Origin of the sequence: Asticcacaulis sp. (genome assembly GCF_035497195.1) — a bacterium.
In the GTDB taxonomy this organism is placed as follows: Bacteria; Pseudomonadota; Alphaproteobacteria; order Caulobacterales; family Caulobacteraceae; genus Asticcacaulis.
Genome location: NZ_DATJDZ010000014.1, coordinates 38,024 through 55,936, shown reverse-complemented (window position 1 = coordinate 55,936; position 17,913 = coordinate 38,024). Strand labels below are relative to the sequence as shown.

18 protein-coding genes are annotated in these 17,913 nt (G+C 59.7%); 9 read left to right on the top strand and 9 right to left on the bottom strand.

What is annotated here, in order from left to right; all coding sequences use genetic code 11:
• Positions 1–156: 156 nt before the first annotated feature.
• Complete coding sequence (locus tag VL130_RS04315) at positions 157–1,305, top strand: sensor histidine kinase (protein WP_325361500.1); 1,149 nt, start codon at positions 157–159, stop codon at positions 1,303–1,305.
• 75 nt (positions 1,306–1,380) lie between these two features.
• Positions 1,381–1,941, top strand: a complete 561-nt coding sequence (locus VL130_RS04310) for a lipocalin family protein (protein ID WP_325361499.1) — start codon at positions 1,381–1,383, stop codon at positions 1,939–1,941.
• 40 nt (positions 1,942–1,981) lie between these two features.
• On the opposite strand, the gene VL130_RS04305 is transcribed toward VL130_RS04310, so the two are convergent.
• The 6 genes from VL130_RS04305 to VL130_RS04280 form a co-directional block, all read right to left on the bottom strand.
• A complete protein-coding gene (locus tag VL130_RS04305) occupies positions 1,982–2,728 on the bottom strand; it encodes a phosphoadenylyl-sulfate reductase (RefSeq protein ID WP_325361498.1) in 747 nt (248 codons plus the stop codon).
• Between the two features lie 13 nt (positions 2,729–2,741).
• A complete protein-coding gene (locus VL130_RS04300) occupies positions 2,742–3,290 on the bottom strand; it encodes a DUF934 domain-containing protein (RefSeq protein ID WP_325361497.1) in 549 nt (182 codons plus the stop codon).
• The gene (locus VL130_RS04295) at positions 3,277–4,920 is read right to left on the bottom strand and encodes a nitrite/sulfite reductase (RefSeq protein WP_325361496.1); all 1,644 of its coding nucleotides are present in this window, start codon (positions 4,918–4,920) and stop codon (positions 3,277–3,279) included. Before VL130_RS04295 ends, VL130_RS04300 begins: the two co-directional genes overlap by 14 nt.
• A gap of 5 nt (positions 4,921–4,925) precedes the next feature.
• Positions 4,926–5,231, bottom strand: coding sequence for a DUF2849 domain-containing protein (locus VL130_RS04290; RefSeq protein ID WP_325361495.1), 306 nt, complete (start codon positions 5,229–5,231; stop codon positions 4,926–4,928).
• Positions 5,228–6,616, bottom strand: coding sequence for a siroheme synthase CysG (cysG, locus tag VL130_RS04285; RefSeq protein ID WP_325361494.1), 1,389 nt, complete (start codon positions 6,614–6,616; stop codon positions 5,228–5,230). The genes VL130_RS04290 and cysG overlap by 4 nt, the downstream gene beginning before the upstream one ends.
• Before the next feature lie 148 nt (positions 6,617–6,764).
• The gene (locus VL130_RS04280; RefSeq protein ID WP_325361493.1) at positions 6,765–7,112 is read right to left on the bottom strand and encodes a GFA family protein; all 348 of its coding nucleotides are present in this window, start codon (positions 7,110–7,112) and stop codon (positions 6,765–6,767) included.
• 114 nt (positions 7,113–7,226) lie between these two features.
• Between VL130_RS04280 and VL130_RS04275 the strand changes: the two genes are divergently transcribed.
• A complete protein-coding gene (locus tag VL130_RS04275; protein WP_325361492.1) occupies positions 7,227–7,658 on the top strand; it encodes a group III truncated hemoglobin in 432 nt (143 codons plus the stop codon).
• 199 nt (positions 7,659–7,857) lie between these two features.
• Here VL130_RS04275 and VL130_RS04270 read toward each other — a convergent pair whose 3' ends face one another.
• Positions 7,858–8,955, bottom strand: coding sequence for an NAD(P)/FAD-dependent oxidoreductase (locus VL130_RS04270; RefSeq protein WP_325361491.1), 1,098 nt, complete (start codon positions 8,953–8,955; stop codon positions 7,858–7,860).
• Positions 8,956–9,077: 122 nt separating this feature from the next.
• Between VL130_RS04270 and gcvA the strand changes: the two genes are divergently transcribed.
• Positions 9,078–10,040: a transcriptional regulator GcvA gene (gcvA, locus tag VL130_RS04265; protein ID WP_325361490.1), complete on the top strand. Its 963-nt coding sequence runs from the start codon at positions 9,078–9,080 to the stop codon at positions 10,038–10,040.
• An 11-nt stretch (positions 10,041–10,051) separates the two neighbouring features.
• Here the strand turns inward: gcvA and VL130_RS04260 are convergent, their stop codons facing one another.
• Positions 10,052–11,059: a cysteine synthase A gene (locus VL130_RS04260; RefSeq protein ID WP_325361489.1), complete on the bottom strand. Its 1,008-nt coding sequence runs from the start codon at positions 11,057–11,059 to the stop codon at positions 10,052–10,054.
• Between the two features lie 198 nt (positions 11,060–11,257).
• On the opposite strand from VL130_RS04260, the gene thrB reads away from it, so the two are divergent.
• Entirely contained in the window at positions 11,258–12,223 is a 966-nt protein-coding gene (gene thrB / locus VL130_RS04255; protein ID WP_325361488.1) for a homoserine kinase, read from the top strand.
• Positions 12,224–12,263: 40 nt separating this feature from the next.
• Entirely contained in the window at positions 12,264–13,406 is a 1,143-nt protein-coding gene (locus tag VL130_RS04250; protein WP_325361487.1) for a tetratricopeptide repeat protein, read from the top strand.
• Between the two features lie 23 nt (positions 13,407–13,429).
• Here VL130_RS04250 and thrC read toward each other — a convergent pair whose 3' ends face one another.
• Positions 13,430–14,812 (bottom strand): threonine synthase, encoded by a 1,383-nt coding sequence (thrC, locus tag VL130_RS04245; RefSeq protein ID WP_325361486.1) that lies wholly within the window; start codon positions 14,810–14,812, stop codon positions 13,430–13,432.
• Between the two features lie 105 nt (positions 14,813–14,917).
• Here thrC and proB point away from each other — a divergent pair, with 105 nt between their 5' ends.
• From proB to VL130_RS04230, 3 genes are read left to right on the top strand one after another with little or no spacing between them, the layout of a single operon-like run.
• Positions 14,918–16,054, top strand: coding sequence for a glutamate 5-kinase (proB, locus tag VL130_RS04240; protein WP_325361485.1), 1,137 nt, complete (start codon positions 14,918–14,920; stop codon positions 16,052–16,054).
• A 2-nt stretch (positions 16,055–16,056) separates the two neighbouring features.
• Positions 16,057–16,512, top strand: coding sequence for an SMI1/KNR4 family protein (locus VL130_RS04235; RefSeq protein WP_325361484.1), 456 nt, complete (start codon positions 16,057–16,059; stop codon positions 16,510–16,512).
• A 5-nt stretch (positions 16,513–16,517) separates the two neighbouring features.
• The gene (locus tag VL130_RS04230; protein WP_325361483.1) at positions 16,518–17,792 is read left to right on the top strand and encodes a glutamate-5-semialdehyde dehydrogenase; all 1,275 of its coding nucleotides are present in this window, start codon (positions 16,518–16,520) and stop codon (positions 17,790–17,792) included.
• The last annotated feature ends 121 nt before the right edge of the window (positions 17,793–17,913 follow it).

The window sequence follows — 17,913 nt, the reverse complement described above, 5'->3', positions numbered from 1 at the left end:
CCGCATCAGCGGCGGCGTGCGGTCGCACGCTATAGGCTGCGATAAGGCAAGCTCATCACAGCCCGAATGAGTCTCTTACTATGTGAAAACCAAAATGTGATTTCACCGCAGAGGGGGTGGCGGCATAGTGTGCGCCGATCTGAGATGGGAGGGCTTATGAGTGCAATGAACAGCCTTCGCGGCGACGCCCAGGACGGCTTCGGCGCGGCCAGGCCCAAAATCCTCATCGTCGATGACCGTTGGGAAAATCTGCTCGCCACCGAAGCCCTGCTGAAACCGCTGGGCGCTGCCATCGCCACGGTCGATTCCGGTGAAAAGGCGCTGGACCTGGTGCTCAAGGAAGACTTCGCCATCGTCCTGCTCGATGTCCAGATGCCGGTCATGGATGGGTTCGAGACGGCCCGCCTGATGAAGACGCGGCCGTCGATGCAGAATGTGCCGATCATCTTCGTCACCGCCATCAGCAAGGAAGATCACTTTGCCACCGAGGCCGCCGAAATCGGCGCGGTCGATTACATTTTCAAGCCGATCAATTCCGATATCCTGAAAAGCAAGGTCAAGGTCTATCTCGACCTTTACACCCAGCGTCAGCAGATCCTGCAACTGAACGCCAATCTGCGTCAGTCGAACGAGGAGCTGGAGCGCTTCGCCTATGTCTGCTCGCACGACATGCAGGAGCCGGTGCGGATGATGAACGCCTATGCGGGTTTGCTGGCCGAGGGCGTGGCCGGACAGCTTGACGACACCGCCCTGGGCTATGCCGAATATATCCGTGACAATGCCGTCCGTGTACAGACGATGATCCGCGACATCCTCGGTTTCTCGCGCGTCGGCCGCGAAGAGGTGAAGCTGGAGCCGGTCGATTGCCAGAAGGTCTTCGACGGCATCATGCCCGATTTCGCCGACGTCATCGCCGAGAAGCAGGCGCAGGTGACGGGCGTCGATCTGCCGGTTATCAAGACCAGCCCGACCCTGATGCGGGTTCTGCTGCAAAACCTGATCGGCAATGCGCTCAAGTTCCAGGATGGCGCCAGACCACCGGAGATCACCGTTTCGGCGCGCCGTGAAGGCAAGGTGTGGCGGTTTGACGTGGCGGATAACGGCATCGGCATCGATCCGGTTTTCTACGAACGCATCTTCCAGGTTTTCCAGCGTCTGCATAGTTTTGACGACTATATCGGCACGGGCATCGGGCTTTCGACCTGCCGCAAGTTCGTGCGGCTGTGCGGCGGTGATATCAGCGTAAGCTCGAAGCCGGGCGAGGGCAGCGTGTTCAGCTTCACCCTGCCGGAGAAGGCCGCTTAGACGCCCTACTCCACATTGAATATTTACGATGGAAACCGGACCTTACGCAAAGACTGCGCAATCCGGAGATTCGCCATGAAGCCCACCCGCCTGATCTTTCCGCTCACCGTGGCGGGTGGCGCTATCCTGGCCCTCACCGCCTGCGCCAGTCTGATGAGCAGCGGACATATCGGCAATAAGACGGTTCCGCCTCCGGCCAAGCACGTCGATCTCAATCGCTATCTGGGTGTGTGGTATGAGATCGGCCGCTATGAAAACCACTTCGAAAAGGATTGCGAAGCCGTCACCGCCGAATATCGCAAGCGCGATGACGGGTTGATCGATATCATAAACAGTGCCCGCAAGGGCAGCCTGTCCGGTCCGGTGAGGACGGCGCATGGCAAGGCCAGGGTGTTGCGCGGCAGCGATAACGCCAAGCTCAAGGTGTCCTTCTTCGGCCCGTTCTATGTCGGCGACTACTGGGTGCTTGACCATGCCGACGATTATGCGTGGTCGATCGTCGGCGAACCGTCCGGGCGTTATCTGTGGCTCCTCAGCCGCACGGCGCACCCCGATGAACTGACGCGCAACACCCTTGAGGCGCGTACCCGCGAGTTGGGCTATGACTGGTCAATGGTCAGGATGACGCAGCACTGAAATTATCTCCTCCCCATTTCTTAAATGGGCAGGAGATTTTTCATATCCCGTCGCCGCCGTAGATCGGGTTGTGGATGCCGCACTCGACCTTTTCCGTGCCGGCCCAGCGGCCCGAACGCGCGTCCTCGCCGGCCGCCACCGGCTTGGTGCAGGTGAAGCAGCCGATCGACGGAAAACCCTGATCGACCAGCGGATGCGGCGGCAGGTCATGGTTCAGGAAATAGGCGTCGATATCCGCCGAAGTCCAGGTCGCCAGCGGATTGACCTTGAAATGCTTGCCGTCGAATTCAACGATCGGCAGCCTGGCGCGCGTGCTGCTCTGATGGCGCTTGCGGCCGGAAATCCAGGCGCCATAGCCTTCCATGAAACGGTTTAGTGGACGCACCTTGCGCAGGTCGCAGCATTGATCCGGCTGAGTGCGCCACAGGGTATTCTTGTCGTCTTCCCGCGCCGCCTCGGCGACGTCCGCCTTCAGGTTGACCAGATTGGTCAGGCCGAGGCGCGACACCAGCTCATCACGGTATTGCAGGGTCTGGAAGAAATGGCGGTCGGTATCGAGGAAAAGGACCGGCAGACCCGGCTCGATCTGCGCCACCATATGCAGCAGCACGGCGGAATCCGCGCCGAAAGACGACGACAGGGTGATGTCGCCGATGAACTCTTCCTGGATGGCCTTTTGCAGGATTTCCTGCGCGGTCAGGTGTTCCCAGGCCGCGCTCAGGGCTTCGGCACGCAATGAGCCGTGTGTCTTTTTCTGATCTTTCAGTATGTCTATCAAGATCGTCATACGGGTGTCTTTCTTAAGCGCTGACCTTGTGGCGCAGCGCCCATGTCGGGCGGTGGGCGTCGGCGGCGCTTTGATAATAGGTCGTGAAACGCGCCTTGGCCGAAGCCAGCGCCTCGGCGGCATCGCGGTCCTTGACGATGAATTCATTGAAGCCGCAGCGCAGCATCAGCAAAAGCTGATCACGCAACACATCGCCGACGGCGCGGATCGGTCCCTTGAAGTCGTAGTCCTGACGCAGGATGCGCGCCGTTGAATAGTTGCGGCCATCCCGGTAGGTCGGGAAAACCGCCTCGATCAAAGCGATCTTGTCGAGCCACGGCGCCAGTTGGCGCACATCCTGACCCGCATTGAGGCGCACGCCGTAACGGCCATTCAGGCCATCCAGTTCGGTCAGGGCGCGCTCGAAGCTGAGGATGTAGTTGCCATCCGAACCGATCACTTCATCGTCGGCCAGCAGGGTCCAGCCGTTATCGAGACGGGCGCCGCTGTCATCAATCAGGGTCGGCTCATAGGCGGAGTTGGCCTTGGGCAGGGTATGAAGGCTCATATTATGCAGGCTCATGAAGGGCTTCCGCGAAGGTGGGACGGCCGACGCGTTCGAGCGTATCGATGAAACGCTCGGACTCGTCTGTCCGCAGTTGGAGATAAAGCTGGACCACGCGCTCGATGGCGGCGGGCACGTCCTCGGCGGACAGGCCCTTGCCGGTGATCTGGCCGAGCGCGGCGTTTTCATCAGCGCGGCCGCCGAGCAGGATCTGGTAGAATTCGACGCCCTGCTTATCGACGCCCAGGATGCCGATATTGCCGTTATGGTGGTGGCCGCAGGCATTGATGCAGCCGGACATCTTGATCGACAGGTCGCCGATCTTGTCGCTGTAGGCGGCATCGGCGAAGCGATTGGAAATGTCCTGCGCCAGCGGGATCGAGCGGGCATTGGCCAGTGAGCAATAGTCGAGGCCGGGGCAGCAGATGATGTCGGTGATCTTGCCGATATTGGCGGTGGTCAGCTCGACTGTATCCAGCTCACGATAGAGGTCATACAGGTCGGCCTTGGCGATATGCGGCAGCACGATATTCTGTTCGTGTGTCACGCGCAGTTCGCCATTGCCGAAGCGGTCGGCCATGTCAGCCAGCAGGTCCATCTGCTGGTGCGACACATCGCCCGGTGTCTTGCCGATGGGTTTCAGCGACACGGTGACTGAGACGTATTCATCGTTCTTGTGCGGATTAAGATTGTTCTTCACCCAGCGGGCAAATTCCGGATCGGCGGTCTTGGCGCGTTCGTGCGCCGCCGCATCGAAGGGACGAGAGGCCAGATCAGGAGCGGGGAAGAAGCTGCGGATGCGGTCGATTTCGGCTTGCGGCGGATCAATGCGGCTCTTGTCGAGCGTCGCCCACTCTTCTTCGACCTGACGCTTGTATTCGTCAGGCCCCAGGGCGGCGACCAGGATCTTGATGCGCGCCTTGAAGCTGTTGTCGCGACGGCCATAACGATTGTAAACCCGCAGGCAGGCTTCGAGATAGCTCAGCAGTTCACTGCCCGAAAGGCCGGTGCGGATGCGGTGGGCCAGCGCTGGCGTGCGGCCCATGCCGCCGCCGACGAAAACGTCAAAGCCTTCCGGCGTCAGGTGCAGGCCGATATCATGCAGGCGGATGGCGGCGCGATCCTTCTTGGCCGCCGTGATGGCGATCTTGAACTTGCGCGGCAGGAAGGAAAATTCCGGGTGGTTGCTCGACCACTGACGGATCAGTTCAGCCCACGGGCGCGGATCTTCGCATTCGTCCTTCGCGGCGGCGGCGAACTGATCGGTCGTGGTGTTGCGGATGCAGTTGCCGGAGGTTTGCAGCGAGTGCATCTCGACCTCGGACAGTTCTTCGAGGATCTTCGGCGCATCGGCCAGCTTGATCCAGTGGAACTGCATGTTGGTGCGCGTGGTGAAGTGGCCAAAGCCGCGGTCATAGGTGCGGGCGATATGGGCCAGCTTGCGGATCTGACGCGATGACAGCAGGCCATAGGGAATGGCGATGCGGTACATATAGGCGTGCAGTTGCAGATAGAGGCCGTTCATCAGGCGCAGCGGCTTGAATTGGTCCTCGGTCATTTCCCCGGCGAGACGGCGGCGCACCTGGTCGGAGAATTCGCGGACGCGATCCCTGGCGAAAGCATGATCGAACGCATCGTAGATATACATGAACTCTATCCCTGGAAAATTTCGACGCGGTGGTGGGCGCGAGCGATATCGCTGGTCGTCGGCCCCGTGGTCGGGCCGTTGGCGCGGACGAATTCGCGCACATGTTCGCGCTGCACCGGCGCGTCTGCATCATTCAACGGCACCAGATAAGGCGCGACCACCTCGGTTTCGCGCGGCTTCCATTCGGCCAGCAGGTCGTCGGCCTCAGCGTCATCGAGGCGCGCGGCAAGGGCGGCGTCCTCGACCCAGCCGTTTTCACCCCACCACAGGGTCACGCCGTCCTGGAGGCGATTGGTCGTCAAAAGCTTCATGCGTTCAGTCTCGCTAATTCCTGAGTGACGGCCGCGATTTGCGCGGCGTCATCCTTGTAGAGGGCGGCCACCTCGCCGATGATGACGAGGGTGGGGCCTTTCGGTGGATTGGCGGCAACCGTATCCGCCAGTGAACTTAAGGACACGAGCGTCCGCCGCTCGTTCGGGCGGGTGCCGTTTTCAATGATCAGGGCCGGCGTATCGGGCATCCGGCCATGCGCCATCAGCTTGCCGGAAATGATCTTCGCTGTGGCGACGCCCATATAGACGACCAGCGTATGATGCGGGGCCGAGAGCGCCGACCAGTCGAGCATCAGCGGATTGTTGTCGCTGTCACCTTCTTTCGCATGACCGGTGATGAAGGTGACGCTCTGGGCGTGGTCGCGGTGCGTCAGCGGCACGGCGGCGGAAGCGGCGCAGCCCAGGGCGGCGGTGACACCCGGCGTGATATGAACCTCGATGCCGGCGGCGCGCAGGGCCTCGACCTCTTCACCGCCACGACCGAAAACGAACGGATCGCCGCCCTTGAGGCGCACGACGCGACGGCCGAGACGGGCCTGTTCGACCAGCAGTTCGTGAATCTGTTCCTGCGGCACCGAATGGTTGGAGCGTTCCTTGCCGACATAAAAACGATCGGCATCGCGGCGGGCCAGGTCCATGACGCCATCACCGACCAGACGGTCATAGACAATGACATCGGCCTCGGAGAGCAGGCGCAGGGCTTTCAGGGTCAGCAATTCGGGATCGCCGGGACCGGCGCCGACCAGATGGACCACGCCGGTGCGCGGCGCGTCGATATTGGCGAGGGCCGAGGCCACAGCCTCATCGATTTTACCGGATCGCGCCAGTTCGGCAGCGGGCGATTGCAGGATATTTTCCCAGGCGCGGCGACGATCGTCCGTGTTCGGAATAAGCGCGCGCAGGCGGTGGGAAAGCACGGTGGCGAAGGCGGCGACTTCGGTTTCCGAAGGCGGGATGGCGGCTTCGATCTTGCGGCGGGTTTCGCGCGCCAGCACGGGCGCGGTGCCGCCGGTGGCGACGCCGATGCTCAAAGTGCCGCGATCGATAATAGCCGGCACATGGAAATCGCTGAGATCAGGAAAATCAACCACGTTCAAAGGTGCGCGTGAGGTGCGGGCCAGTTCAGCGCCTTTTTCCGCCAGAACACGGTCTTCAAAGGCGACGATGATCAGGCTGGCGTCGGCCAGTTCGGCGGCTTCGGGCCAGCGCGGCAGGGCATCCGCCAGATCGGCCAGCGGCGCGAAAACGGTGATTCTGGCCGGGGTGCGGTTGAGCAAGGTCAGCTTGCGGATCGCCCACGCGCCGGCGCCGATCAGGACGACCTGACGGTTTTCCAGCGGCCATGACAGGGGCAAAGCGAGCATATGAGCAAAACCAAAAGAGGGACCATACAATATGATCCCCTTTAACATTGTCTTATGTAAGGTTTTGCGTCGGCAATTTAAAGCGATGCTTTGTGGCGCGTGGGTTTAGGGCGGCTAAACGGCGGCTGTCTTGACAATCGTTCGCACATCAATGGCTTGCGCCGTCCCATTTGGTGATCCTGAGGCTGTCGAGATCGATATCCGGCACGCAGCGCAGGTTAATACAGCGCATTGGCTTGCCGTCCGGCCCCTGGCCTTCGGAAAAAGGCGCTGTGCCGCAGGTCGCGCAGAAATGATGTTGCAGACGATGGCTGTTGAAAGTGTAGGTCGAGAGGCCGGCTTCCGGCGTTTTCAGCGTAAAGGCGTCAGCCGGCACAAAGGCCAGCAGCCCGCCACGCCGGCGGCAAAGCGAGCAGTTACAGTCCAGGCCCTCGGTGAAATCGGCCTCGACCTCATAGGCGATCCGGCCGCAATGGCAGCTTCCCTGATGCAACATGTACGTACTCCTGTTTTTTGAGCGACGGTATGGCCGTGAAAATAAGAAAGCAATCGTGACGCGAGACAACAGGTCGCATGGGCCAATTCCTGTCAGTATGCTAGAGTGCCGCGCATGAGTTCAGAACACGCCCCAAACGACCGCGCCTTGGCCGCCCGCCAGAAAATCCGCGCAGACGCGGCCGCCATTGGCGTGGACGAAGCCTTTATCTCGAAACTGGTCGATGAATTTTACAGCCGTGTACAAAAGCACGAACATCTGGGGCCGGTTTTCAACGGCGCGGTGCACGACTGGCCGGAACACCTCGCCAAGCTGAAACAATTCTGGGAATCGGTGGCGCTCAATGCCGGCGTCTATTCGGGAAACCCGATGCGGGCGCATCTTAAAACCAAGGCGATAGAACCGGCGCATTTTGGTGAATGGCTGCATCTGTTTGAGCAGACCCTGCGCGATATCGCCCCCACCGAAGCGGCGGTTGACTATTTCATGGTCCGCGCCAGCCGCATCGGCGAGAGCCTGAAGACGGGGCTGTTTTTCCGGCCTTAATGGAGCGTATCTGTTCTCCTTGAGACTGAAACAAATGGGCGTGGGTGGGCATAGCTTGCAAGAGTATAGCTCTTGCAAGCTATGCCCACAAACCTGCCCGACTTCACTAAAAAAGCCTCAGCCTGAGAAGGGGAGGCTTTTTTAGTGAATTAGCAAAGACTTGGGGCCGCAGGCTCCGGGGGCGCCGAGCCAAACCCCGTTATTTCACACCCATCTTCTTTTGCAGTTCCGACGACGACGTCGTGTACTGGAAACGCAGCTTCTTGTCCGGATAGACATAGCGGAAGGCCTGTTGCGCCATCAGGGCCGCCTCGTGGAAGCCCGACAGGATCAGCTTCAACTTGCCTGGATAGTAGTTGATATCGCCGATGGCGAAGATGCCCTTGGTCGAGGTTTCGAACTTTTCCGTATCGACCGGAATCAGGTTTTCGTGCAGGTTCAGGCCGAACTCCGCCACCGGACCGAGCTTCATGGTCAGGCCGAAGAAGGGCAGGAAGGCGTCGGCTTTCAGTTCCGATTCCTTGCCGTCGGCATCTTCGATCAGCACGGCGTCGAGATAGTGCGAGGTCTCGCCTTTCAGCGCCGTGGCTTGGGCGATCACCAGGTCCATCGCGCCTGCGGCGACCAGTTCGCGCATCTTGGCGACCGAGTGCGGCGCGGCGCGGAAATCGTCACGACGGTGAATCAGGGTCACGCGCTTGGCGATCGATTGCAGGTTCAGCACCCAGTCGAGCGCCGAATCGCCGCCGCCGGAAATGACGATTTCCTTGTCCCGGAAGGCTTCCATCTTGCGCACGGCATAGTGGACGCCTTTGCCGGCGCCAAGGTTTTCAAAGCCATCGATACCGGGGATCGGGGGTTTCTTGGGCTGGAACGAACCGCCGCCAGCCGCGATGACGATCGACTTGGCGTAAACCACGGTCTTCTGGTCGGTGGTGACTTCCCACAGGCCTTCATGTTCGCCTTCTTCGACCTTGCGCACGCCTACGGCCATTTCGCCGAGGTGATACTTGGCGTGGAAGGGGTGGATTTGTTCGAGCAGGCGCTTGGTCAGGTCGTCGCCGGAAATGATCGGCCAGGCCGGAATGTCATAGATCGGCTTTTCGGGATACAGCTCGGCGCACTGGCCGCCCACCTTGTCGAGAATATCGATCAGGTGGCACTTGATATCGAGCAGACCGAGTTCGAAAACGCTGAACAGGCCGACCGGCCCGGCGCCAACGACGACCACGTCCGTGGTCCAGGTTCCGCCGGCGTCCAGCGCATCTATGTGATGAAGCGGATTGGCTTCGGTCATTTTTTTCTCCAGTGCTTTTCGATTTTTTGGATCGAAATAGTTTTTTTAAACTTGGAAACGCTATAAAGGGGCGTTTAGGTGAGTTGAACTGAGGCTACAAGAGCCAGGTCGGGGATTTGTGAATGTCGCGTGATCGTTTGCCGCCGCTGTCGGCGCTTCGGGTATTCGAAGCCGCCGCCCGGCACGAAAGTTTTAAACAGGCCGCCGAAGAACTGTTCGTGACGCCCGGCGCGGTGTCGCAGCAGATCCGTCTGCTGGAAGAGCATGTGGGCGTGGAACTGTTTGTGCGTGATGGCCGCCGCGTGGTGCTTAGCGATGCCGGCAAGGCCTCGGCGCAGATTCTGAAGGAAGCCTTCGAGAAGATGTTCGAGGCCACGCGCCTGATGAAGCAAGGCAACCAGAAGGGCCGCGTGACCGTTTCCGCCGCGCCGAGTTTCGCCGCCAAGTGGCTGATGCCGCGTCTTTATGACTTTAGCGCCGCTAACGAAGATATCGATGTCTGGGTGAGTGCCGATATGGCCCCGGTCGATTTTGCTGTGTCGGATATCGACCTGGCTGTCCGTTACGGCAACGGCCATTATAGCGGGCTGAATGTCGAGCATCTGCTGGCCGAAGCCGTAGTGCCGGTCTGCTCGCCCCTGCTCTATGACGCCGCGCCGATCAAGAAGCCCGCTGACCTCAGCCATCACGTCCTGCTGCACGATGTCGGTGCCGAGACTGATCCGTCCTGCCCCGACTGGCCGATGTGGCTCAAGGCGCATGGCGTCGAGGGGGTCGATGCGACGCGCGGCCCGCGTTTCAACCAGTCTAGCATGGTGATCGAAGGCGCGGTCGCCGGCCGTGGCGTGGCTTTGGCCAAGCGCACCATCGCCGAGGCGGATTTGAAGGCGGGCCGCCTGATGGTGCTGTTCGATGAAAAGGACAAGCCGCTGGAATACGGCTATTATCTGGTGTGGCCGCAGACCCGCGAACCGACCCCGGCGCAGTTGCGCTTCATGGAGTGGTTGCGCGCCGAGGCCCATCGGGTTGACGGTGCGCCGAACGCCCACATTGAAACGCCGGTCTTTGCCGCCCAGGATATTTAAGGAAAGGCCCACTAGTCCGCCGCCATCCACGGCGGAACGGGCAGGCCTTTTTCACGCAGGAAGGGCGGGTTGAATATCTTTGAGGCGTAGCGGTTGCCATAGTCGCAGAGCACAGTGACGATCGTCTTGTCCGGCCCCAGATCCTTGGCCATCTTCATGGCGCCGACGATATTGAGCGCGGCCGAGGTGCCGAGGCACAGGCCCTCATTCTGGATCAGGTCATAAAGCACGGGCAGCCATTCAGCGTCCGCTATCCTGTAGGAACGATCGACCGTAATGCCTTCGAGATTGGCTGTGATGCGGCCCTGGCCGATCCCCTCGGTGATCGAGGTGCCTTCGGATTTCAGTTCACCGGCGGTGTAGTAGCTGTAGAGCGCCGCACCGAACGGATCAGCCAGGCCGATCTGGATGTCCGGGTTCTTCGATTTCAGATAAAGGCTCAGGCCGCCGAGCGTGCCACCCGAACCGACCGCGCAGATAAAAGCATCAAGCTTGCCGTTTGTCTGTGCCCAGATTTCGGGGCCGGTGCCCTCGATATGTGCCAACCGATTGGCGGTATTGTCGAACTGGTTGGCCCAGATAACGCTTTCACCGGCGTCGCGCAATTCCTGCGCCAGAGTGCCGGAATAGCGGACATAGTTGCCGGGATTTGCGTAGGGCAGGGCGTCGACCTCGATCAGTTCGGCGCCGAACTGGCGGATGGCGTCCTTCTTTTCCTGCGCCTGGGTACGCGGAATAACGATCTTGGCGGTGTAGCCCAATGCCTTGGCGACCATGGCCAGGCCGATGCCGGTATTGCCAGCCGTACCTTCAACAATGGTGCCGCCGGGCTTTAGCGAGCCATCGGCTTCGGCGGCGCGAATGATCCAAAGGGCGGCGCGGTCCTTGATCGACTGGCCGGGATTTAAAAACTCCGCCTTGCCGTAGATGTCGCAGCCGGTCGCTTCGGAAGCGGCCTTGAGGCGGATCAGGGGCGTGTCACCGATCAGATCGACAACGGAAGTTACAGTCTTGGCCATGAACGGATTTCCTTTTACGGGATGCGGCTTGCTAACAGATGCGGTAGCGCAACCCAAGCGATGGATTCTAAGCCGGCGATTTAGACATTCTGGTTTATGTCCACAAGGAAAAGCTTTTGGCGTTTGCGGCTTTATGTCTATATGCCGCCATCGCCGCATTGGTAACGGCAAGGTTTTGAGGATCAGGACAGAAGAGGCATGGCTGTTTTTACCCCCGTATCTCTGGAGGACGCCCGCGCCTATCTGACCGCTTATGATATAGGCGAACTGATCCATCTCGAAGGTATCGAGGAGGGGGTTTCCAACACCAATTTCAAGGTGGAAACGACCTCCGGCCTCTATGCCCTGACACTGTTCGAGGCCGCCACGCCGGAAGACGGCCTGCCGTGGTTCATGGACTATACGCTATATCTCGACCGCAAGGGCTATCCGGCGCCGGGACCAGCTCTGAAGCGTGACGGGCAATCGCTGGGACGGATCAATGGCAAGCCGTGCGCCCTGATCAAATGGCTGCCGGGGCGCTGGCCGCGCAACCCGGATACCCGCCACGCCGCCTCGGCCGGGGAATATCTGGCGAAGCTGCATCTGGTCGGCGGCGATTTTCCGCAAGTTCGCGCCAATTCGATGGGACCGGCGGCCTGGCCGGGCCTGATCGAACGTTGCGAACCCAAGGCGGCCGGTTCCCTACGCGCCCAGGATATACTCGCCGATTTCCGCGAGGAACTGGCATTTTTACAGGCAAATTGGCCTTCGAATTTGCCCATCGGCGCCATCCATGCCGACTATTTCACCGACAACGTGCTGATGAACGATGACGGCATCGTCACCGGCGTGATCGACTACTATTACGCCTGCACCGATTTCTATGCCTATGATCTGGCGGTGGCGCTCAATGCCTGGGGCTTCACACCGGGCGGTCAGCCGCAGCCGAAGATGATCTCGGCCTTTATCAAGGGCTATAACGAGACGCGGCCGCTTTCCGAAGCCGAAATCAAAGCCCTGCCGCTGTTTGCCCGTGGCTCGGCCGTGCGCTTTACCCTGACACGGCTCTATGACCTGCTCAACCACGACCCCTCATGGGTGGTGAAGCCGAAAGACCCGGAAGCCTTCTATCGTCGGCTCGATTATCACCGCGGCATCAAGACCGGGCATACGTATTTTTAGCAACTGTGGTAGGTTATTCTCGCTGATAAGGGGGAATACCATGCGGAAGATTTTTGCGGGCGCTTTGGTCGTCCTTCTTTTGGCTCAGGCTCTGCCGGTTTTGGCCACAAATTTTCCGTCTAAATCGCCAGCAGAAATACGCCAGTTAAAAAAAGAAGCAGTGGCCGGTGATGTATCGGCGATGCTGTCTCTGGGTGACGCCTATCACTATGGCCGGGCGGTAAATTTTACATCAGATCCTGCGTGGGCGGCCTATTGGTATGGTCGGGCCGCCAGCCAAGGCAATGTAGAAGCACAGACGCGTTTGGGTGATATTTACAGTGATCCAGAAGACAGGCTTTATAATGAGCCGACGGCTTTGGCCTGGTACAAAAACGCTGCTGAAAAAGGATATCTGCCAGCCCAATATTCATTGGCCTTGCTTTATGAAAACGCGAAGACGATCGTTCCCGATTACAGTCAAGCCTATACATGGTATGTAAAAGCGGCGGAACAGGGGGATGAGCAAGCTTACGAAACGCTGGACGGATTATACATTTATGGCGCATCTGTTCGTTCATACGCCGAAGTGTTTGACCGCCTAACCATTGAGGCTGAGGCTGGGAATGCTGAGGCACAATGGCGCCTTGGCAAAAGCTATATGCGTGGTGATGCACGTCAGGATATTTCCAAAGCTATGCGATGGCTGGAAATATCCGCAGATCAAGGAAGCGCCAAAGGACTGTATTATTTTGGCGCCGAGCTGATGACGGGTAATAACCCGCCTCAGAATCTAAAGCGCGGAATGCAAATCGAAAAGCGCGCCGCCGATTTAGGCTATGTCCCGGCCCAGTTGTACTGGGCGCATAACTATCTTGGCAATGATCAGATACCTGATGTGGCCGTCGAGAAAATGATCTTTGACTGGTGGCTGGCCGCCGCCGAAAAGGATTATTCGGAAGCGCAAGAGTCGCTGAGTTACTATTATGTCGAAGGGAAATTTGTGACGCAGGACAAGGCCGAAGCCTGGAAATGGCACCTATTGCCTTTCCGCAGCCCATGGCGTCAATTATTTTGGGAGAAAGATCATTTTCCGGGGGCGCCAGTACCGAGCCTTTCAGATGCAGAGAAGGCAGAAGGCCGCCGCCGCGCCGAGGCCTGGCTGGTGGCACATCCCGGCCCTTACTGGCCACGTCCGCAGTAATTACAAAAGCCGCAGCCGCGCAATCAACCGTGGGCGAAGGCCTTGACCGCTTCCAGGGCCGCGAATTCGTCGTTGCGGATCGACTGGATGGTTTCCTTCTGGCCATGCAATTTGCGGATGGCTTCCGGTACTTCCGGCGCAAAGCCCAGCGCCCTGGTCACGAACTCAGGGAACTTGGCGGCATGGGCGGTGGAGAGCGCAATGATCGGCTGGCCGTCGTTGCGTTTCAAGGCGGCGGCCACGGCCACGGCGGTATGCGGACAGATGACCTTGCCCCATGTGTCGTGGGCGTATTTGATCGTCTGCGCGGTCTCTTCTTCGCTGATCGTCGAGGCCGTCACCTGGGCGCGCAGGGCGTTTTGCAGGTCGCCGGACAAATGCACATTGCCGGTGGCGTTGAAATTGTCGAACACCCCCTTGGTGCCCTCGGCATGGCGGCCGGAGGCTTCAAAAACCAGCCGCTCGAAGTTCGACGGCGCCTGAACATCCATGCTCACCGAAGCGGTTTCGACCGCCTGATGGCGGACATAGTGGCCGGTATTGATGGCCTGCGCCAGGGCATCATTGCGATTCACGGCGGCGTGGATATGGCCGATATTGCCACCGATCTTGCGCCCCACCCAGCCAGCAAAGGCATCGCCGAAATTGCCGGTCGGGACCACGAATTCCGGTTTGTCGGCGCCGGAAGCGGCCGCTGCGGCGAGATAGTAGGGCACCTGGCCCAGCAAGCGGCCCCAGTTGATCGAATTGACCGAGGAGATCAGGCCGTTCTGCTTTAAGTCTTCTTCGCCGAGCAGGCGCTTGACCATGCGCTGACAGTCATCGAAATCACCCTCGACGCCGATATTGAGCACATTGTCAGCCTCAACCGTCGTCATCTGCAAACGCTGAACGGGCGAGACGCGGCCGAGTGGATGGAAAACCACCAGTTTGACATGTTCCGAACCGGCGAAGGCGCGCACGGCGGCAGCGCCGGTATCGCCAGACGTGGCCGTCACCAGGGTCAGCTTTTCGCCATTCTGTGCCAAAGCCGCATCGGTCAGCGGAGCGATCATCTGCATCGCCATGTCCTTGAAGGCGAGCGTCGGGCCATGCCACAGTTCGAGAATCCACAGATTGTCCTCAACCTGCACAAGTGGTGTTTTGCCGGCGTCATTGAGGAAAGCAGCCTTGGTGCGGGCGGCGGCTTTTTGCACGGCTTCCGCGCCCAGCACATCAACGCCGAACAGGGGCAGCAGCTTTTCGGTGAGCAGGCCGTAATCGCCGGCGGCAGCGGCGGAGAGGTCGAAATTGGGGTGTGGATAGGTTTCAGGCACATACAGACCACCATCGGGGGCGAGGCCATCGAGCAGGGCGCCGGCGAATGTACGGGGTTCGCGGAAACCGCGGGTGCCTATATAGTTCATTTTGTTACCAATTTTGCCAAATAAGGTAAGGACTTGCGTAACCGCCCGCATTGTCGTTAAGAAGCGCGCGAGTTAACATCTAAAGCTACTGAGATAAAGACCTTCATGTCATCCGACGCCACAAAATTGCTACCCGATGTCCTGCTGTCGGCGAAGCGCATCACCATCAAGGTCGGCTCGGCCCTGATTGTTGATGCGGCCTCGGGCGTGGCCGATGCGGCGTGGATGCGCGGCCTTGCCGAGGATATCGCGAGCCTGATGGCCGAGGGCAAGTCGGTTCTGCTGGTGTCTTCCGGAGCCGGGGCGCTCGGCCGCCGCTATCTTGGCCTCATGCGCAAGAAGCTGAAGCTCGATGAGAAACAGGCCGCCGCCGCCGCCGGACAGCCGCGCCTGATGAGCGCCTGGGAAGAGGCGTTTCAAACGGTCGGTCTGAAAACCGCACAGGTTTTGCTGACCCGTGAAGATACCGAAAAGCGCCGCCGCTGGCTCAATGCGCGGGCGACTATCGATACCCTGTTCGATCTGGGCTGCGTGCCGATCGTCAATGAAAACGACACGGTGGTGACCGAGGAAATCCGCTATGGCGATAATGACCGGCTGGCCGCGCGCGCCGCGCAACTGGTGCGTTCGGAAGCGCTGATCCTGCTGTCGGATGTCGATGGTCTGTATACGGACGATCCGCGCCGCAATGCTGCTGCCGAGCATATTCCGGTCGTCGAAAAGCTCGATGCGTCGATCGAAGCGATGGCCGGTGGCGCCAATGCGCAGGCCGGCGTCGGCACGGGCGGCATGGCCACCAAGATCGCCGCCGCCAAGATCGCAGGCTCGGCGGGTTGCGCCACCCTGATCGCCTCGGGTCTGGTTGTGCGGCCGCTGGCCAATCTCGTTAAGTTCACCCTGATCAAGCCGCAGGCCAGTCTGGGCGCGGCCTATAAGGCGTGGATCGCCGGCACGGTGGTGCCCGCCGGCAAGCTGATGCTCGATGATGGCGCCGTGCGGGCGCTGCATAATGGCAAGAGCTTGTTGCCGTCGGGGATTGTCGAGGTCACCGGCCAGTTCGACAAGGGCGACAGCGTATCGATTATCTCGCCGTCGGGGATTGAAGTGGCGCGCGGTATCGTCACCTATTCCGCCGAGGCTATCCGCTCGATCCGTGGCCGTGGCAGCCGCGACATTGAGGGGATTTTAGGCTATACGTCAGGGGATGAGGTTATCCATCGGGATGATATGGCGCTGGTGTAGGTATGAAGTTCACTGATATCGAACGTGTCATTGTGAATTTTCAAGGCGATAAAACCCTCGGATCAGGTACGTCTGAGGATGTTGTTCGTTTGGCAGAAACCCAATTGAGTTCGAATATTGCAGGTAGTTACCGACAGTTTCTGAAGCGATATGGCTGGGTTGATATAGGTGCAAATGAAATTTATGGGCTGGGGGATGATATACCGGCGTATCTTGAGCTTACATCTAATACCTTCTGGGAACGTAATGAAGCCTTTCGCCGATTGCCTGCACATATGGTGCCGGTTTATAACGATGGCTTCGGCAACCTGTATGTGCTCGATACTGACCAGATAATTGATGGTGAAAATCCCATTTATTTCTGGGACCATGAAGGACTGCCTGATCAATCCGCAGAATATGTTGCTGACAGTTTTGCGGCATGGTTATGCAACGAACTGATGGCTAATGAGGAATAATTATCATGGACGACCAAAGCCGCCTTTCGCTGAATGACCTGATGACCGACATGGCCCGCAAGGCCAAACTCGGCGCGGAAGCTTTGCGCCTGGCCGGACCAGAGGTGCGCACCAAGGCCATTCTGGAAGCCGCCAAATCGATCCGTCAGCGCGAAGCGCAAATCCTTGCCGCCAATCTCGAAGACCAAAAATTCGCCCGCGACAAGGGCCTGACCGAAGCCATGATCGAGCGTCTGATCCTCAATCCGGCGCGGGTCGAAGCCATGGCCAGGGGGCTGGAAGAGGTCGCGGCGCTGGCCGATCCGGTCGGACGCGAACTGGCGCGCTGGACCCGTCCCAATGGCCTCGATATCGCCCGCGTCTCCACGCCGATCGGTGTCATCGCTATCATTTATGAAAGCCGGCCGAATGTCACCGCCGATGCCGCCGCCCTGTGCATCCGCTCATCAAATGCCGCTATCCTGCGTACCGGATCGGAAGCGCTCAATTCGGCGCTCGCCATCTATGCCGCCTTTGAGGACGGTTTCCGCGCCGCCGGCCTGCCCGAATACTGCGTGCAACTGGTCCCGACCTCGGACCGCGACGCCGTGGGCCTGATCCTTGGCGGGATCGACAAGGCGATCAATCTCATCATTCCGCGCGGTGGCAAGTCGCTGGTGGCGCGAGTGCAGGCCGAGGCGCGCGCCCCCGTGCTGGCGCACCTCGAAGGGTTGAACCATACCTATATCCATGCCGACGCCGATCCGGAAAAGGCCATTGCCGTCACGCTGAATGCCAAGATGCGCCGGGTATCAGTTTGCGGTGCCACTGAAACCCTGCTGATTGATCAGGCCGCGGCGGCGAAGCTCCTGCCGCAGATCGCCGAGGCGCTGACAGCCGCCGGCTGCGAACTGCGCGGCGACGATCGGGCACGGGCCATCTATCCGATGGGCGCCGCCACGGAAGACGACTGGCGCACGGAATATCTGCTGCCGATCATCTCGATCCGCGTGGTCGATGACCTGAAAGCGGCGATCGCGCATATCAAGACCTATGGCTCCGGCCATACCGAGGCGATCCTCACCGAGAATGCGCAGGCCGCTGAAACCTTCCTCAATGAGGTCGATTCCGCCATCGTCATCTGGAACGCTTCGACGCAATATGCCGATGGCGGCGAATTCGGCTTTGGCGCCGAAATCGGCATCTCGACCGACCGGCTCCATGCGCGCGGCCCCGTGGGTGTCGATCAGCTGACGACGTTTAAATATGTCGTGCGCGGCGACGGCCAGACGCGACCATAACTTGTCAGAAACTCGTCAGAAGACCGATTAATCGCCTGTTTACGCCCAGGTCACCAAACTGTCGTCAAATCGCTATAAACACTATGGTCTTTAAGTCATAAGATGAGCGCTGCGAGGTTTG

What these genes read in the sequence shown, in the direction of transcription:
- VL130_RS04315 (WP_325361500.1), top strand. Translation starts at nt 157, where the DNA reads ATGAGTGCAATGAACAGCCTTCGCGGCGACGCCCAGGACGGCTTCGGC.
- VL130_RS04310 (WP_325361499.1), top strand. Translation starts at nt 1,381, where the DNA reads ATGAAGCCCACCCGCCTGATCTTTCCGCTCACCGTGGCGGGTGGCGCT.
- VL130_RS04305 (WP_325361498.1), bottom strand. Translation starts at nt 2,728, where the DNA reads ATGACGATCTTGATAGACATACTGAAAGATCAGAAAAAGACACACGGC.
- VL130_RS04300 (WP_325361497.1), bottom strand. Translation starts at nt 3,290, where the DNA reads ATGAGCCTGCATAATATGAGCCTTCATACCCTGCCCAAGGCCAACTCC.
- VL130_RS04295 (WP_325361496.1), bottom strand. Translation starts at nt 4,920, where the DNA reads ATGTATATCTACGATGCGTTCGATCATGCTTTCGCCAGGGATCGCGTC.
- VL130_RS04290 (WP_325361495.1), bottom strand. Translation starts at nt 5,231, where the DNA reads ATGAAGCTTTTGACGACCAATCGCCTCCAGGACGGCGTGACCCTGTGG.
- cysG (WP_325361494.1), bottom strand. Translation starts at nt 6,616, where the DNA reads ATGCTCGCTTTGCCCCTGTCATGGCCGCTGGAAAACCGTCAGGTCGTC.
- VL130_RS04280 (WP_325361493.1), bottom strand. Translation starts at nt 7,112, where the DNA reads ATGTTGCATCAGGGAAGCTGCCATTGCGGCCGGATCGCCTATGAGGTC.
- VL130_RS04275 (WP_325361492.1), top strand. Translation starts at nt 7,227, where the DNA reads ATGAGTTCAGAACACGCCCCAAACGACCGCGCCTTGGCCGCCCGCCAG.
- VL130_RS04270 (WP_325361491.1), bottom strand. Translation starts at nt 8,955, where the DNA reads ATGACCGAAGCCAATCCGCTTCATCACATAGATGCGCTGGACGCCGGC.
- gcvA (WP_325361490.1), top strand. Translation starts at nt 9,078, where the DNA reads ATGTCGCGTGATCGTTTGCCGCCGCTGTCGGCGCTTCGGGTATTCGAA.
- VL130_RS04260 (WP_325361489.1), bottom strand. Translation starts at nt 11,059, where the DNA reads ATGGCCAAGACTGTAACTTCCGTTGTCGATCTGATCGGTGACACGCCC.
- thrB (WP_325361488.1), top strand. Translation starts at nt 11,258, where the DNA reads ATGGCTGTTTTTACCCCCGTATCTCTGGAGGACGCCCGCGCCTATCTG.
- VL130_RS04250 (WP_325361487.1), top strand. Translation starts at nt 12,264, where the DNA reads ATGCGGAAGATTTTTGCGGGCGCTTTGGTCGTCCTTCTTTTGGCTCAG.
- thrC (WP_325361486.1), bottom strand. Translation starts at nt 14,812, where the DNA reads ATGAACTATATAGGCACCCGCGGTTTCCGCGAACCCCGTACATTCGCC.
- proB (WP_325361485.1), top strand. Translation starts at nt 14,918, where the DNA reads ATGTCATCCGACGCCACAAAATTGCTACCCGATGTCCTGCTGTCGGCG.
- VL130_RS04235 (WP_325361484.1), top strand. Translation starts at nt 16,057, where the DNA reads ATGAAGTTCACTGATATCGAACGTGTCATTGTGAATTTTCAAGGCGAT.
- VL130_RS04230 (WP_325361483.1), top strand. Translation starts at nt 16,518, where the DNA reads ATGGACGACCAAAGCCGCCTTTCGCTGAATGACCTGATGACCGACATG.